The sequence below is a fragment of the Marinobacter sediminicola genome (genome assembly GCF_031157525.1).
GTDB classification, from domain to species: domain Bacteria; phylum Pseudomonadota; class Gammaproteobacteria; order Pseudomonadales; family Oleiphilaceae; genus Marinobacter; species Marinobacter sediminicola.
The window spans coordinates 23,591-40,494 of the sequence record NZ_JAVIXR010000003.1 but is presented as its reverse complement, the minus strand read 5'-3'; the positions used below and the strand labels follow the sequence as shown (position 1 = coordinate 40,494).

10 protein-coding genes are annotated in these 16,904 nt (G+C 54.6%); 6 read left to right on the top strand and 4 right to left on the bottom strand.

What is annotated here, in order from left to right:
* Positions 1–3 precede the first annotated feature (3 nt).
* A complete protein-coding gene (locus RG807_RS05170) occupies positions 4–1,278 on the top strand; it encodes an NAD(P)/FAD-dependent oxidoreductase (RefSeq protein WP_309043939.1) in 1,275 nt (424 codons plus the stop codon).
* 207 nt (positions 1,279–1,485) lie between these two features.
* Here RG807_RS05170 and RG807_RS05165 read toward each other — a convergent pair whose 3' ends face one another.
* Both RG807_RS05165 and RG807_RS05160 read right to left on the bottom strand, forming a co-directional pair.
* Positions 1,486–2,655, bottom strand: coding sequence for an acyl-CoA dehydrogenase (locus RG807_RS05165; RefSeq protein ID WP_309043938.1), 1,170 nt, complete (start codon positions 2,653–2,655; stop codon positions 1,486–1,488).
* Between the two features lie 137 nt (positions 2,656–2,792).
* Positions 2,793–3,923: a DcaP family trimeric outer membrane transporter gene (locus RG807_RS05160; RefSeq protein WP_309043937.1), complete on the bottom strand. Its 1,131-nt coding sequence runs from the start codon at positions 3,921–3,923 to the stop codon at positions 2,793–2,795.
* 297 nt (positions 3,924–4,220) lie between these two features.
* Here RG807_RS05160 and RG807_RS05155 point away from each other — a divergent pair, with 297 nt between their 5' ends.
* Positions 4,221–7,118 (top strand): ricin-type beta-trefoil lectin domain protein, encoded by a 2,898-nt coding sequence (locus tag RG807_RS05155; protein ID WP_309043936.1) that lies wholly within the window; start codon positions 4,221–4,223, stop codon positions 7,116–7,118.
* A 152-nt stretch (positions 7,119–7,270) separates the two neighbouring features.
* Positions 7,271–8,350, top strand: coding sequence for an AraC family transcriptional regulator (locus RG807_RS05150; RefSeq protein ID WP_309043935.1), 1,080 nt, complete (start codon positions 7,271–7,273; stop codon positions 8,348–8,350).
* A 22-nt stretch (positions 8,351–8,372) separates the two neighbouring features.
* Here RG807_RS05150 and RG807_RS05145 read toward each other — a convergent pair whose 3' ends face one another.
* Together RG807_RS05145 and RG807_RS05140 are read right to left on the bottom strand one after the other, a co-directional pair.
* Positions 8,373–9,839, bottom strand: a complete 1,467-nt coding sequence (locus tag RG807_RS05145) for a fibronectin type III domain-containing protein (protein ID WP_309043934.1) — start codon at positions 9,837–9,839, stop codon at positions 8,373–8,375.
* Between the two features lie 196 nt (positions 9,840–10,035).
* Positions 10,036–10,563 (bottom strand): HPP family protein, encoded by a 528-nt coding sequence (locus tag RG807_RS05140; RefSeq protein WP_309043933.1) that lies wholly within the window; start codon positions 10,561–10,563, stop codon positions 10,036–10,038.
* A 276-nt stretch (positions 10,564–10,839) separates the two neighbouring features.
* On the opposite strand from RG807_RS05140, the gene RG807_RS05135 reads away from it, so the two are divergent.
* The 3 genes from RG807_RS05135 to RG807_RS05125 all read left to right on the top strand — a co-directional run bounded on the left by RG807_RS05135 (position 10,840) and on the right by RG807_RS05125 (position 16,894).
* Positions 10,840–13,245: a neutral/alkaline non-lysosomal ceramidase N-terminal domain-containing protein gene (locus tag RG807_RS05135; protein WP_309043932.1), complete on the top strand. Its 2,406-nt coding sequence runs from the start codon at positions 10,840–10,842 to the stop codon at positions 13,243–13,245.
* Positions 13,246–13,345: 100 nt separating this feature from the next.
* Positions 13,346–14,392 (top strand): polyamine ABC transporter substrate-binding protein, encoded by a 1,047-nt coding sequence (locus RG807_RS05130; RefSeq protein ID WP_309043931.1) that lies wholly within the window; start codon positions 13,346–13,348, stop codon positions 14,390–14,392.
* A 15-nt stretch (positions 14,393–14,407) separates the two neighbouring features.
* The gene (locus RG807_RS05125) at positions 14,408–16,894 is read left to right on the top strand and encodes a bifunctional diguanylate cyclase/phosphodiesterase (protein WP_309043930.1); all 2,487 of its coding nucleotides are present in this window, start codon (positions 14,408–14,410) and stop codon (positions 16,892–16,894) included.
* Positions 16,895–16,904 lie beyond the last annotated feature (10 nt).

Genomic DNA, 16,904 nt, shown 5'->3' with positions numbered 1-16,904 from the left:
CTTATGACCCGCACCTGCATCGTCATCGGCGCCAGCCATGCCGCCGCGCAACTGACCACCAGCCTTCGCCAGGAAGGCTGGGAGGGTAACATCCTGGTGATTGGTGATGAGCCCCACTTGCCTTATCACCGGCCCCCGCTGTCCAAGGCGTTTTTGTCTGGTGAGAAAACGGCTGAAAGCCTGCCAATTCGCCCGGCAGCGTTTTATCAAAAGAACGATATACAGTTTCGCCAAGGGCGGGTTACTGCCATCAACCGGGATCAGCAGACGCTGACGTTAGTTGGGGGTGATGGAGAGAAAGATGGAAAGAGCGAACAGCTGAGTTACGACAAGCTGGCGCTGTGTACCGGCGCGCGAGTCCGGAAGGTGGAGCTGCCCGGCAGTGATCTGAACGGAATACATTATTTGCGCAATATGGCCGACGCTGAATCCATTACAGCGAGTGTTGTGGACGGCAGGCATGCCGTGATTGTTGGGGGCGGTTATATTGGCCTCGAAACAGCGGCGTCGCTAAGTCAACTGGGGATGCGTGTAACCCTTTTAGACCGAGGCCCAAGATTACTGGGGCGGGTGACCGCTTCCGAGGTATCCGAATTCTACCACCGGGTACACACGGAAGGTGGCGTGCGCATCCATACCAATATCGCTGTTTCAGGATTCTCCGGTAATGGTCGTGTGCAGAAGGTTATTTGTGCCGATGGCGCCGAGTTCCCTGCCGATCTGGTTGTGGTTGGCGTAGGGGTGTTGCCGAACACGGAACTTGCTGAAGCGGCTGGCCTCAACGTGGACAACGGCATAATGGTGGATGAACATTGCCGCACCAGCGACCAGAACATAGTTGCCGCGGGGGATTGCGCTAATCAGTTTAACAGCGTTTACGGTTGCCGCATTCGCCTGGAATCTGTTCCTAATGCTACGGAACAAGCCAGGGTTGCTGCTGCCTCGATTTGTGCCCAAAACAGAACCTCAGAGTTTCTGCCGTGGTTCTGGTCAGATCAGTACGATTTAAAATTGCAGATCGCGGGCCTGAGCCGGGGTTATGACCAACTGGTTATTCGAGGCGACAGGCGCACCGGCCGAAGCTTTGCTGCGTTCTACTTTAGAGAAGGGAGGCTCATTGCGGCGGACTGTGTAAACCGCCCGCAAGAGTTTGTTTTGAGCAAGCGAATCATCGCGCAAAACCTGGCTGTTCAGCCGGATCGGTTTGCGGATGAATCTGTGCCGATCAGAGAATTGCTGCTGGCGGATAGCCCGGCACTGGCCAGTGCCGGGGGTTGAGCACAGATTTATGGATTAATTGTCTGAGTAATGGCCTTCAAGGCTCTTACGAATCATGTGCTTCTGAAACGGCGGAGTGGCCTGGCAGGCAACGTTCTACTTCCTGAGACGCGACGTTCTCGCCGACGTGTTGTACTTATCGTGAGCTGAATCTAATGCACGCAGCGAGTTGCAGCAAGCGCTTGCTTGGCTTCTGCCCCCCGGGCATCAGCTAAATGCCGCAATACCGGTTTGGCCACGGCCTAAAATCAGGGCGTGAACATCATGGGTGCCTTCGTATGTGTTCACTGCTTCCAGATTCATCACATGGCGGATCACGTGGTACTCGTCTGAGATGCCGTTACCGCCGTGCATGTCGCGGGCGACCCGAGCTATGTCCAGCGCCTTGCCACAGTTGTTGCGTTTGAGCAGGGAAATCGCATCGGGCGTGGCATCACCGGCATCCATCATGCGCCCCAGTTGCAGTGCGGCTTGCAGGCCCAGAGTGATTTCGGTCTGCATGTCTACCAGCTTCTTTTGAATCAGTTGGTTGGCGGCCAGGGGCCGGCCGAACTGTGTACGCTCAAGGGTGTAACTGCGAGCGGCGTGCCAGCAAAACTCGGCAGCGCCCAAGGAACCCCAGCTAATGCCAAAGCGGGCTTTGTTCAGGCAGCTGAAAGGCCCCTTCAAGCCTTCTACGTCCAGCTTGTTTTCCTCCGGTACAAACACCTCGTCCATAAAAATTGAGCCGGTCTCTGAGGCGCGCAGTGAGAACTTCCCTTCAATTTTCGGGGTGTCGAGCCCTTTGGCACCGTCACGCTCGATCACAAAGCCGGTCACCTTGCCGTCCAGCTTGGCCCAGACTACGAAAATATCGGCGATGGGAGAATTGGTGATCCAGGTTTTGGAGCCGCTTAGCAGGTAGCCGCCGTCTGCCTTTTTGGCACGGGTTTCCATGCTGCCCGGGTCAGAGCCGTGGTTGGGTTCGGTCAGGCCGAAGCAGCCAACCAGTTCGCCTGAGGCCAGCTTTGGCAGAATGCGCTTTCTTAGAGCTTCTTGGCCGAACGCATGAATTGGGTGAATGACCAGTGAGGATTGAACGCTCAGTGCAGAGCGATAGGCAGAATCAACTCGTTCAACCTCGCGAGCGATCAGGCCGTAGCTAACGTGGTTCAGGCCAGGGCCGCCGTATTCCTCAGGCAAGGTAGCGCCAAGCATGCCCAGATCGCCCATTTGATTGAAAATATTGCGGTCGAATTTTTCATGACGGTTTGCTGCAAGAATGCCAGGCATAAGGCGTTGGTCACAAAAACCACGAATGCTGTCCCGTACCTGACGCTCTGTTTCATCCAGTTGTTTATCGAGTTGCAGCAGGTCGTTCCAAGGTGCAGAAGCCATTTTTCTTCCTCAAAAAAAGTAGTTGTCAGGTATGCCATTTTCACAGGGTGTGATGAGCTTTGAGGAGACGGACAATCCAAAAACATACACCCCGGAAGAGTCCGGGGTGTATGTTTACTTACTTAACAGCAGGTTTTTTAGAAGTTGTACTGAGCTGCAAACAAAAGCCGGCTCGCATCGCCGTCGTCGCCATTCTGCACTTCGCGCATACCATACTGGTATTCAACGCCCATCATTACGTTCTTGACCGGAGTCCACTGATAGTTTGCCATCACAGCAGAGATTGTCTCCGATGTGGTAGCGGCAATCACTCCGTCGGCAACACCATCATCCAGATCGACCTCTGTCATGCCGTAGCCGATGTTGATACTCCGGCCATTGCCAAGTTTGAAACCAGCGCCAAGGCTGCCGCCGTATCCGGAGATAGTTTCTACATCGCCATTGGGGGCAACATATGCGCTAGCTACACCTGAACGATACAGGTAGTTGCTTGCGCCATCCGTGAAGCTCAGGGTTCCCTGAATCGTAATCATATCTGAAAGCGCGATTTTGCCAGCCACGAAGGTTGCAAAGCCAAAGGCGCTGTCATCGGTTGTGCCTGTATCATAGCCAAGTTGCTGCGCCAGAACCGCGGCAGAGTAGGACAGCCCGCCCGAGCTGTCTTCAAAGCGAGCTGTCAGGGCAGGCATGCCATCTTTGGCTGCAGCGCCAGCACCTTCAACCGAGTTCATTGGTTGTTCTGCAGAAACGGATAAAGCTCCGGTCGTGTAGCGCAGCTGCGGGGTGCGGGCCTGATACCCAGCTAAACCTGGCAGGGAGTCGAAGTCCAACGTTGATGTGTTACCCACGAAACTGGTGAAGTTGGACCAGGTTTGGCCGGCCAAAACACCATTGTATGAACCGTAGGCATGGCGCAAGCGCAAAGTCCCACCACCGCCGCCACGGAAATCCCCTTCAATGTTAAAAGTGACGCCTTCAGGGCTGGTTGTTTTAACGCCAATGCGGCTTTGGAACGCATCGGCACCGAAATAGCCTGTTGCCTCGTTGTTTTCAGCGGCACCCACGTTAATTGCTTCGTAGTTGAAAGACCGGGTGGATGATGCAGCATTTTCATCAATGTCGTAGCTTGCTTTCAAGCTCGCATACCCGTAAATACTGCTGTCCCAACCATTAGCGTCAAAGTTTACTGCACCTGCCTGACTTGCCATACCGGCTACAGTCATAGCGGCAGCCGCACGAAGGGCCATTCCTAATTTGTTGCTTTGCATTATTGTTAACTCCAAACATTAGGTAATTATTTTTGTAAGACCCCGCACGAAAGATAGTTGCCATCCCATGACAACTCAAATAAATCTTTGTGTTTGTTCGACGAATGTCTGTGTTTTTCTTTTCGGTGCCGTTGGCTGGGTGCTTGTCTGGCCCGTCCTGACACGCATTCAAGAAACTGCACAGCTCTTTCAGGTTATGCAAACCTCTTGCTGTGGCACGAGCCAAGTCCTGCTCCTATTGTTTGTGACGGATCCACCCAGTCAATCCGATATAACACACAATAAAAGGACAGGATCATGGCTCGATTCCTCTTGGCGTTCTTCGGAGCCGCCACCTTACTTGGTTCAACAGCCCATGCATCTGACGAAAGTTCAGACGCAGTGTTTGGGCTTGCACAGGGTTGTTATGCAGTTCAGTCAGTGCACAACGATCGGTTTATGCGCCGCTATAAGACTAGCGGCACCATTAATAATGGCTGGAGTTTTGACTTCAGGGCAGAGAATGCCGGGCAAGCGGCAAGCTTTTACTTCAAGCCCAGCGGGTTTGGTACCTTCCTCATGCGCGACCAGGCTGGACGTTTCCTCGATACACGGCTTCCGGCAGAAATTACGGCGGGCACCGATCCTGCTAAGCACGCAAACTGGCGTATCGATCAGCGTGTCGAGGGCGGAGAGCACCAATTCAAGTTAACCAGTTTGTATCTGAACCGCTCACTCAGGCATAACTGGAACAGCCGGGGTATTTATTTCATTGATTTGCTGAACCCCTGGAACAGGAATAGCGAAGACTGGTTCAGGTTTGTGCCTGCTGAAAACTGTGCAGACTTCCCTGAGGCCGAGCTCAATGTTGCGGGCGACCGCGAGCAGCTCAAAGGCGACCTGAATGCCCCGGTTCGCGGCTCGATTGATGCGCACACTCACATCACCTCATACGAATTCATGGGTGGAACCATGATGGGCGGCGCCCCGTTTCATCCCTTTGGTGTAACCAAAGCACTTGCCGACAGTTCCGATGTGCATGGACCCAATGGCTCGCTGGATGTGATTGGCAACCTGATGGGTTTCAACGATATTAACTTCCGCTACAACACCGCCGGCTGGCCGGATTTCCCCTTCTGGCCCAATCACCAGAGCTTGTCCCATACCGGCTACTACTATCGATGGATCGAACGGGCCTTCCTTGGCGGGCAGCGCATGATGGTGACCCATCTGGTAGAAAACGAAGTTCTGTGTAATCTGCAATCCACCCTGTTGCCACAGAGCTGGGGCGGTACCAACAGCTGTAATACGATGGAGAGTATCGATCTTCAGATTCTCCGCTTGCATGAAATGCAGGCCTATGTGGACGCTCAGGCTGGCGGCCCGGGCAAGGGATTCTTCCGGTTGGTAAGCTCCCCCGAACAAGCCAGACAGGTTATCGCTGATGGCAAGATGGCGATTGTTTTGGGCATCGAGGCTTCCGAGCTCTTTAACTGCGGCCTGAAAGATCAAACCTGCTCCCAAGCTTATGTGGATGCCCAATTGCAAAAGTATCACGACCTGGGTGTTCGTGTGGTCTACCCCATTCACCGGTTTGATAACCAGTTTGGTGGCGCCAGAATTGAAGGCGGGTTAATCAATGTGGGCAACAACCTGTCGACCGGCCGGTATTTCTCCACCAGTGCCTGTGCTGGGGAAACCGAAGGCCAGATGATGATTAACGACCTGGGACTGTTCGGACTCGAAGGCTTGCTGGGGGTGAGTGGCTCTACCAACTACGATGAAACCACGGGCCAGTGCAACAATCGCGGGCTAACCGATCTTGGTATTTATCTGGTGAACCGGCTGATGGATATGGGCATGGTCATCGAGGTGGATCATATGTCCCAGCATAGCCACGAAGCCGTGCTCGATATTGCCGAGGCGCGACAGTACTCCGGGCTGATTTCCGGCCACAGCCACATGCATGCCGGTACGAACGGGACTGTGCATCCGAATGCGGTTCGGATTGCTGAACTTGGCGGCATTCTGGCGCCCTATAACAGCGATGCGGACACGATTGGCGACGCGATTTCCGGGTTTCTGGACAAGGTCGAGGCCACGGATTATCTGCCGGGTGTGACCTTCTCTACCGACATGAGCGGAATCGGGAACCAGCCCGGCCCTCGTGCAAGTGTTGCGGTATCACCACTTGTGTATCCATTCACTACCGAGTTCGGGTTTACGGTAGACAAGCAGATTACCGGCAATCGCAGTTTCGATCTCAACTCTGATGGCATGGCGCATTATGGTCTGGTTGCTGATCACATTCAGGATATTCGTGAGCGTGCGCCTAGCCGCGTATATGAGTCTGTTATGAACTCCGCAGAAGCCTATCTGCAGATGTGGGAACGGGCTCGCGGCAACACGAATCGCCAGTTTGTGAATCCGTTGCCGAGCTACGTCACTATCTATAACCGTGGTACCAACACCTGCATGGATATTCCGGGGAACGACGATGGCGTAACCAGTGGTGCCTGGGTAGATCATTACGCCTGCCAGCCTCTGGCCCGGGATCAGCGGTGGTTGTTCGATCTCGCACAGGGAACGATCTCCAACCAGGAAGGCAATGATGCATTCTGTCTGGATAACAATGGTACGCCCTGGAACAACGGTTATCCCAACCTGCAGGCGTGTGACGGCAGTTCACAGCAAAGCTGGCAGTACTCCGGGCAGCGGATAACCAATGCGGACAGCAATAACCACTCTCTGGATGCCTATGGCAGCGGTTGGGTAGGGTTCTGGCAGTCCCACGGTAACGCGAATCAGCAGTGGGAGTTGCGCATGGATTCCGCGAGCGGTCGCTGGGCGGAATACCGAAGTGCCAAGTCGGGCTTGTGCCTGACTGCGAATGGTGTCGGTTCGTCATTGAACCTTACGGATTGCTCGGGCGCCGACGCGCAACTCTGGCAGTGGCAGCCCACGCTTGGTGTGTTGCGCTCCGGGCTTGACCCCAACCTGTGCGTTTCCAGTTCGGCCCAGGCCGCCAACGGCACACCGCTGGTGCTTACTGCCTGCAGTGCCGATGATGCGCAGCTGTTTGAGCAGTATGCCGATAAGTCCTTCCGGCTGAAGCAAAATGGCAATTACGCTATGGATGCAGCAGGCCAGGCTTTGGTGATGTGGCAGCACCATGGTGGTAGCAATCAGCAGTGGGTTGCGACACAGCCTCAATAGTTGATAGCCGCCCGTTCGTCACCAATGACGGGCGGGCGGCTGTTCCATCTGCTGTTGCCGCTTTCAAGGCTGCAAACCAGTCGACGCACAATCCCCTGAATTCCTCCTATACTTGATAAAAAATAATAACATCAATAATCGAGGGGTTCGCTTTGCTCGCGCTCACTGGGTTCGGTTTTGGTTCTCTGGCTGCTCTGTTCCTGATTTCCTGGCGAGACTTCCGGCACTTGCGCGTAGGGAAAGTTTTTATTCTGATCATCCTCGCATCAGTCGCATACCTTATGGATCCGCTCGCTCCGGCTCACTGGCGCTGGCTAACCTCTGATCTTCAAACCGCGCTGCCCGCTTTGTTCTGGGTGCTTTGTCAGCTTGTCTTTGCGTCGCGCCCACGATTATTGAGCGTATGGGGCGCAATGGCCCTATACAGCTTTGCTGCCCCCGCGTTATCCACTCCTTTCATAGAGGCTGGGCACTGGTCTGATTTGGGTGTGTTTTTGGGGCTGAAATTGGGGCAGTGGTTTGAGTATGTGGTTGTGCTGCATGGCGTAATCTATGTGGTTCGCCATTGGCGTAACGATCTGGTTGAAGCGCGCAGAAAACTTCGCTTGGCGCTGTTGCTGATTTTGGGCAGTGCAGTAGGTACTGCAACCATCAGCCTGAATTTTGGTATCTACCCTGAGGCGACCAGAGGCATGATTGTGGGTTTGGCATCCTTGGCGATTCTGTTCTGCATTATTTCGTCCCGTGATGTATTGCTGGAACTGACGCCAAGCGAGCAGTCGGTTGAATGTGAACAACAGCCGGAACCGGAAGCTTGCGCTCTGGTTGATGCGCCACGGCAAGTGGATAGTGATGATGGGTTAAAACTGGAAGAGCTTATGAACGGCGGGTTCTACAAGAGGGAAAAACTGGCGTTAAAACAGTTGGCAGATGCTCTGGGTATTCCGGAGTACCGAGTACGCCGTTTGATTAATCAAAAGCTCGGGTATCGTAACTTCAGTGATTACATCAACCACCTTCGGATCGCGGAGGCTTCGAACCGCCTGATCGATACGCCAGAAGAGCCTGTGCTCAACATATCCCTGGATGTGGGGTACCGAACCCTCAGCTCCTTCAATCGTGCCTTTCGCGAAATCATGAACACTACACCAACGGCTTTTCGGCATGAGAGAAGCCTTGAGCAGCTTCAGGCCGGAGAGGATCCAAGTGTAAAAGACCGGCTCTCCAACTGAGGCTAAGGGTGATTTCCCGGAGTTACCGGGAAATCGTTTTGCTTACAGAAACGGACCAGTCGCTTTCAAGGCCATTGGTATCTACGGTTTTCATTGCGAAATACCAGGTACCCTCGGTAAGGCCGGCGACTTGGTATTCCATCGCTTGACCGTCTTCTACAGTGATTTCATTCGTTCTGTCATCAACACTTTCTTCTGTGCCGTATTTAACGATGTACTTGTCAATTTCACCCATGGCCAGTGCTTCTCCGTTTACGCGGGTCGCAGGCGCATTCCAGCTCATTGTTGCGTTACCCGTTATCGGCTCCGGAGTTGGCTCTGGCTGTGGCTCAGGAGTCGGAGCTGGCTCAGGCTCAGGTGTTGGCTCGGGCCCTGGGGTGGGTTCAGGCGTCGGCTCGGGTTCTGGCGTTGGCTCAGGCTCGGGAGCTGGCTCTGGCATTGGCTCTGGCGCTGGCTCAGGTGTCGGGTCAGGAACGGGTTCCGGCGCTGGCGGAGCTGTCGGCATTGTGGAGCCCAGGGTTTGTTCGAGGCTTGCAAGGGTGTTGTCCATAACCGCATCTTTAACGCCAGCTCCTTTCAGCACGTCCCATAGTAGATCGGCCTGCACAATGGCTGCGACAGTTAGCAGCTCAACGCTCAGGTCCAGATTCTCTCCGGCGCTTAGCGGCAGGTCACCATTGGGTTCAGAAACCTCTTTGGCAGCACCGAGAACATCGCCCAGTGTCTTCCATTCTTGTCCGTCTACCAGGCTAAGAAAGGCAATGTTCAACAAGGCGGTTTTCAGGTCCTGGGCTTGAATGCTGCTCAAATCTGCGGCTGCAAGGTCCATTGGCTTCTTCAGCAAGGCGCCCGCACCAAGGCCAAAGTGCTCTTCCTGATCGCGAAGCAATTCCGTGAACCGGGAAACGCTGTGATCCGATGACTTGAGAAACTTTTCAAATGCCAGAGTTACCAGTGGTGTTAAGACAACACCTTCGTTGGCATTGGACGGCACTACAAGGGATTTCAGCTCCAGGTTGTTACCCGGCCAGAACCATTCGCCAAAGCTGACGCTGACTCCAGAAGGTGTTTTACACGAAGGTTGGGCATCGCAGCGCATGAGGGTTTCAGTATCTGACTGCAGAATCACCTTTAACGGCTCAGCTGAATAGGCCTCAGGTACTGAGATCCGGAATCCACCATTTTCGTTGGTTCTGACGGTGTCACCGATTTTTACCCAGTTGCTATGCATAGTGCTGACCATAGCGTCGGCTTCGTGATGCCAGATCGAGATAAGCCCACCGTTCACAGCTCCTTTAACGGCATAACCTTCTACCCAAAACTTCTGCTCCGGGGTTTCTTCCGGGGTGTTGTTGTCACCGGGCGTGGTCACCGATGAGTTGGGTGTTTGAGGTGATGGGGCTGAAGAATCGCCACCACCACAGGCGGTAAGGAGTGAGCTCAGCGCGATGATAAAGAGGCTTGAGCGTGAGCTTGTAAGGAAGGACATTGTGCATCTCCGGGGTATTTGGATGATGCAATCCTATCGGGCAAGCGTGTTAAATGGTGTAAAATATGGCGCTATTTGGTTACTTTTTGAGCCAAAAAACCGTCGCCATCAAGTTCGATAAGCGGGGGTGTGGACGCGTTAAGCGTGGTGTGCGGTGGCCGTGCTGTGCCCTTACTATGCCCGTGCTATGGCTCTATTACGGCCTTTCGGGGCTTAGGGACAGTGCTGGCCCAGCCGCATCAGATGACCACAGCGGGTAGGGAATGCCCGACAGGCGGTTCATCAAGAACGCATGCACCAGTAACACAAGTACACCTGCCATCAAAATAGGTAACTGGGAAGGGTTGGGCATAAGCCCCAAAGATACGATCAGCGCAGTGGCGCCTGCGGGTGGATGGGCAACTTTCAGTAAAACCATCAAACAGCTGGTCAAGCCCAAAGACACGGCGGCGGCACCCACGCGCGGTAAATCCACAGAGCTGACAAATGCTGAGGGCGCATCCTGTAAGCCAAACAGATACAGCGCTAACAGCCCCATCAAAGCGCCAATTAAATGTCCGCACAGGGTGTTTCTTGGTGAGGCTGGTTGAGCCATGGGCACATAGAAAAGAATAAAAGCAGTCGCGCCCAAAGACGGGAAAATAAAAGCTTCCTGAGTGATCAGCGCGATAAATGACACCAGAGCGATGCTTAACCCACCATTAACGAGGTTGAAGCCAGCCATCACGGTTCTGCGGCTATATCTGCTTGCCAAGCGTTCCAGGTGGAAGGCTCGTAAAACGCCGGAAGCCAGTTGTCAGCGTAATCGTTCGTTCTTGATACCCATGGTGCGTCCGTACACAAAAAAGTGGGCTAGAGTACGTTGTGGCAGTGGTTTTCGCAATTTCCCGTTTGTTATATGGTTATTTTTTTAATGCCTGAGTCAGTGCAGTCAATGCATCGCAGCAATCTGGCGCTATGCTGTGCCGGCTAAGAAATACGGCAGTGATTGGAGCCAGTCGTGATTCGCAACATCAAGGTGAGGTTTTACGCTTTATTTTTGCTGGCCTTCGCCTCGGTTGTGGCACCCTATGCTGCGGGCAGGGAGGCCCCAAAACCCTTCGCGAACCCGGCGTTGGCGCAGTGTGTTATGGAAAGCCCGCTTCGGGAGGTTGGGGCAGGTCTGGATGCCCCATCAACACACCCGGCTGGTCATCGAAAGCCTGCTATCCCGGCAGAGTTCAGAAGAACGCCTTGCCGTGATAATCGAGCGTTCCGCTTTGGCAGTGGCCTGTCGGATATTACGGGTCCTGTGGCGCTGAAAAGTGGTGCCGGCTGGGAAGACACAGGCCAGGTTATGCACGGCCTTCATCAGCGGCACTATGCGCGGGCTTTTGCGGTGGAATCACCCTGCAACGGCAAGCGGCTGATGTTCGTGTCGGCCGACATCGGCCTGATGTGGGGAAGCATTCGGGTGGGAGTGCTCAAAGCGCTGGCTGCGGACCCGGAGCTGGGGGGCGTATATGCCGCAGACAATCTCATGCTTTCTGCCACCCACACCCACAATGGCCCTGCCGGCTACGCCCATCATGAAGCCGGGAATTCGCTGCATCTGGGCTTCGATTCGCTGGTATACAAAACCATAGTAAGCGGGATTGCAGACGCCATATCCCGTGCTCACCGCAACATTGAAGCCAATCCCCAGCCTGCGCCTATTTCCATGGCAGAGGGTGAGCTGCTCAACACCAACATCAACCGCTCGCGGCCTGCTTATGCCATGAATCCGGAACAGGAGCGGCAGCAGTACCTGAACGTGAGGGGCGAAGAGGTTGATGTTAACAAGACCATGGTGCAGCTGAACTTGCGCCGCGGCAATGGCAACGCCGTAGGGGTCATCAACTGGTTTGGCGTGCATCCCACGGTGATGGGGCCTGAGGTGCCGTACGTCAGTTCTGATATTAAGGGCTTCGCCTCCTTGGGTTTTGAAGAAATAATGGGCACTGAATACAGAGATGACCCGGCAACCGACAGTTTTGTAGCCGCCTTTGCCCAGGCCGATGAAGGTGATGTTTCCCCTAATATTTTCATCAACGAATTTCCCCACCCGGACCCCCGCCGTGGTGGCGGTGAAACGCCGATGGATTCCAATGCAATCTCCGGAACGAAGCAGCTGGCCAGAGCACTGGAACTTTGGCAGGCCGGACAGCCGCTTGAGGGTGGTGTGGACTACCGGTTGATGCACGTACAGATGAACGAAGTCACCGTCACAGACGCGCAGGTTCTGGCTAGCCTGCAGCATCCCCCAAAGCTGGATGCGACAGTTAAACAAACCTGCAATGCAGCTCTCGGGTTGTCCTTCCCGGCCGGTGCAGAAGATGGGCCCGGCCCCTTGAGTCGTGAAGGGCTTGCGTGCAGCACTTCGCCATCCTCAGAGTCCAGCGGGACCCTTGATATCGCCAGCGCTGCTTTTCCTTTCAATATTCTCGGGGATTTGTTGATGTGTAAAACGCAGCAACTGCCTGGGTTGGGGTTGGGCTGCCACGCTGAAAAGCCGGTGCTGATGTTCACCAATGCCGGGGAGGTATTCGATGGATTGTCTGGAACGCTGGGCAAGCTGTTCGGATTGACCCTCAATCTCGAACCGGCGGTGCAGCCGTTTCAGGTGTTGCGTATCGGTAATCTCGCCATGGTTGGCCTGCCATGGGAGCTGACCACTACCTCTGCCCGGCGCATACGGGCGATGGTACTGGAAGAGCTGGTGCCGGTGGGTGTGGACACGGTGGTCATCGCCGGTTTGTCGAATGGCTACAACCACTACCTGACCACCCGGGAAGAATACGCCAGCCAGCAATACGAAGGCGCGTCGACAGTATTTGGCCCCTGGAGTCTGGCCGCTGTTACTCAGGAGCTGAGAAAGCTGGCGGTCTCGATGGCGGAAGGAACGGCTTTGCCAGAGGGCCCGGCTTATCCGGATGTCACTCCGATGTTGCGCAGGCCTCCTTACATAGCGGGTGACCGCCCCGGCGCCCAGGGTTTTGGTGCGTTGATCGAGGATGTTCCCGCCCAGGCGGCACCTGGCGATCAGATTGCAGCCCGGTTTCAGGCCAGCCACCCTCGCAACGATTTGATGCTTAACGACAGTTACGCGTTTGCTGAAAAGCTTGATGACGATGGCCGCTGGGCGGTGATTGCCACCGATCGCTATCCGGACCTGCTGTACACATGGCACCCCGAGTATTTGCCGCCCATGCCTTTGGATTTGCCCTTCACCGGAGCCTCGGAAGCCACGGTTAGCTGGAAACTACCCCGCAATTTGGCTCCGGGCAGCTATCGCCTCAGAACCAAAGGTGTCGCCAGCCCTGGTGGAGCCTGGGAAGGCGTGAGTGGAACCGTGAAGGTAGAGGGTGTGCAAGCAAGTTGCCCATAGCAGGGGATGGAAGCCAACGAATCCTGTAGCATTGTCGAAGGTTGGTTCGTGGCACAGGGCGGACAGTATGCGTTGTTGACTGTAGACGGTGGGAAAGAATATGCGCTCAAGAAAACCTCTATGGCTAACGCTTTGTTTGGTCGCCACTGCAGTGTTTGCCCAGGCCGCTGAATCAAGGGAACTGGTGTTCCTCAACTGGCAGGATTACATGGACCCTGCGATTCTCGAGGAATTTGAGCAGCGCACGGGCATCGCAGTAAAGCAAAGCTATTTCGATTCCGATACCTCGAGGGACGAACTGCTGCTTGAAACGGAAGGCAAGGGCTTTGATGTTGTGCTCATCAATGGGGCGTCCATCCGAATTCTGGCCAAGCGCGGCTGGCTCGAACCTCTTGGTGAATCCAGCATTCCCAATCTGGTGCATGTGGACCCGCGTTGGCGCTCCGCGTTTGAAAAAGCCGAAGAGTATGGTGTGCCTTATTTCTGGGGAACACTCGGCATTGTCTACCGTAAAGATCTGGTTCCCTTCGAGGTGACAAGCTGGATGGACCTGTTGCAGCCGGTGGCAGAGCTACAGGGCAAAATCGCCATGATCGGCGACAGCGCGGATATGATTGGCGTAGCGCTCAAGGCGCTGGGCTACTCGCTTAATAGCACTGACAGGCAAGAGCTGAGAGAAGCGGAAGCGCTTCTGCATGCACAGGCACCAGCGGTCGAAACCTATCGCTACATTTCCCTGAATGAGGACTCTGCCCTGCTATCCGGCCAGGTTGTCATGAGCATGATGTACAACGGCGACACTCGTATGTTGCAGGAACACAGTGACGATGTTGTGTTTGTACTCCCTGAGGAAGGTAGCAATATCTGGACTGATTATTTGGGGGTACTCCGAGCCTCCACCAGAAAAGCGGATGCCAAGCGGTTCATCGATTTTCTCAATGAGCCTGAGATTGCCGCGCGGCTGGCCCAGTATGTCTATTATGCAACCCCGAATCAGGCTGCCGAAGCCTTGCTGCCCGGGAGCTTCAGAGATGACGAGGTTATCTATCCAAGAGGGGAAGCACTCGACAACTCGGAAGCCTATAGCCGTCTGCCGCCTCGTGCCAAAAAGAACCGTGCCGTTATCTATTCGCGCCTCGTCAACTGAGACTCAGATACGCCTATGCGTCTTCATGCCAAGGTTCTGTTAGTCGTCGTACCCTTAGCGGTCATTCCGTTAATGATTTTGGGCTGGTTGGCCTATGATCAGCTGCGCTCGACGGCGGTAGAGCGCAGCTCGAGCCAGATGACCACGCTAATGGACCAAATGGCCCGCAACTTCCAGGTGCATCAGGACGTTGCCAAAGCAAATGTGCAACTGTTTGCCGATGCCTCGCTTATGCGAGCCTATGCGCTCACAGAGGATGAGGAAGAACGGTATGCATTAATGCTGCCCTCACTGCTTAAACTGTTTTCCAGTTATCTGCGCGCTTACCCTGATTACACTGAGATTCGATACCTGCTGCCCGATGGCTATGAAGATGCCCGTGTCGCCTTGGCGCCGGCGTCGAATGTTAGCGAAGAGGAAGGGAACACACCGTTCTTCCAGGAGCTTCGCCAGTATGAGGGTGAGACGTTTGTCTGGGTTACCTCTACCCCCGGTAGCATCACGGTATCACTGCAAGTCGCGCGGCCCATGCGGTTAATCGACCCAACCACTCAGGACCCGCTCAACAGCAAGCCGACACTGCGCGGGTATCTGGTCGTCACCATGGGGCTGGATTTTATGGTGGAGCAAATGGCTGCCAGCCGAATTGGTGAAGACGGCCATACGCTTATTATCAATGATGAAGGCAAGATTCTTTTCCATCGGAACCGCTCGCGATTGGGTCAGCGCATACCCGAATCCCTGTTGACCAAGATCTCCGGGGCGGAAAATAGTGAGGAGCTTGTGCCGGCGACCTACCAGCAGGAAGCGAGTCTTTTGGCAACTCGGCGATTACACGAAGGCTTGCTGATGATTGGCGTGCTGCCGGAGCGGGAATTGCTCAAAGAAAGTCAGCAGCTGGGGACAACGGTTGCCTGGATCATACTTGGTACCGTGGTGTTGATGATTGTCGGGCTGTTTATATCCATGAATTTGCTTATGGTTCGCCCATTGCAAACCCTGATGAGAGCCATACGCGAGATAGGCCATGGAAATCTCTCGCCAAAGATTGCGCTGTCCACCAGGGATGAGTTGGGCCAGTTAGTGCAGAGCTTTCAGGAGATGGCTGGCAATCTGGACACCTCGCGCACCAGAATTGAGCGGCTGGCCTATCACGACAGTTTGACGGGTCTACCCAACCGATTCCGAGCCCACGAGACGCTGCGCCGCATGATTTCTCTTGCCCGCAGGGAAGACGGCAAAATGGCCGTGTTGTTTCTGGATCTCGATAACTTCAAACGGGTCAACGACTCCCTGGGCCATCAGGTGGGTGATCTATTGCTCAAGGAAACGGCCGCTCGTCTCACATCGGTACTGAGGATGGAAGATGTGGTGCACCCGGAAGTACCCCAGAACACCTCGGGTATCCTCGCCCGCCTGGGCGGTGACGAGTTCGTTATCCTGCTGCCCAAGGTTGATAGCTCCCAGGATGCAGCAAAAGTTGCCTCACGCATTCTTGATGCACTGAAAGCGCCGTTCCACTTTGGGCATGAAGAGATATATAGCAGTAGCAGTATCGGAATCTCATTGTTTCCGGATGATGGGGCTGAGGTAGACGATCTGATAAAGCGTGCCGATGCCGCGATGTATCAGGCCAAAGAGCAGGGTCGCAACAATTTTCAATTTTATTCCGCAACATACAACCGTGCGGCGCTGGAACATATCTCCCTGGAAGCCGGTTTAAGGCGCGCGTTGAGTAATGACGAGTTGGAACTCTATTATCAGCCACTGGTGCAGGCCAGCACCGGTAAAGTCGTTGGCCTGGAAGCCTTACTACGCTGGAATGACCCGAGAGAAGGCGCTATCGATCCGGATAGATTTGTTCCGGTCGCTGAGGATAGCGGTTTGATCCTGCCTATAGGTGAGTGGGCTCTACGCGAGGCTGGGCGCCAGCTAAGTGTTTGGCAGGCGGCCGGGCTCAGCAATGCCTGTGTGTCCGTCAATGTGTCCGCCATACAGCTTCAGCGGCAGAATATTATAGCGATTGTTGATGAGGTGCTGGAGGTGAACGGGCTGAAACCTTGGCAAGTTGAACTCGAAATCACCGAAACTGCGTTGATGAAGATCCGACCGGAGGTTATTGGCTATCTCGATAAGATGCGCCAAAAAGGTGTGACTATTTCGCTGGATGATTTTGGTACTGGATACTCGTCCTTGAGCCTTCTTCAGGAATTGCCTATCTGCAAGCTCAAGATCGATAAGAGCTTTGTGCGGGATATGCTGGTCGACCCAAAGGACGCAGCCATCGTCTCGGCAATACTTTTTATTGCAAAAAGCCTGGGGCTGACCTCAACCGCCGAGGGCGTGGAAACGCCGGAACAGGCGGCGTATCTTGCCAGTGAAGAGTGCGATCAGCTTCAGGGCTATCTGCTGAGCCGGCCTTTGCCGGCAGCAGAAATGACCCGGTTTTTGAAGAGCAGAAAGGCATTGGATCTGCTCAAATCGACCTTGCAGGTGTCGTGACCCCACAGGA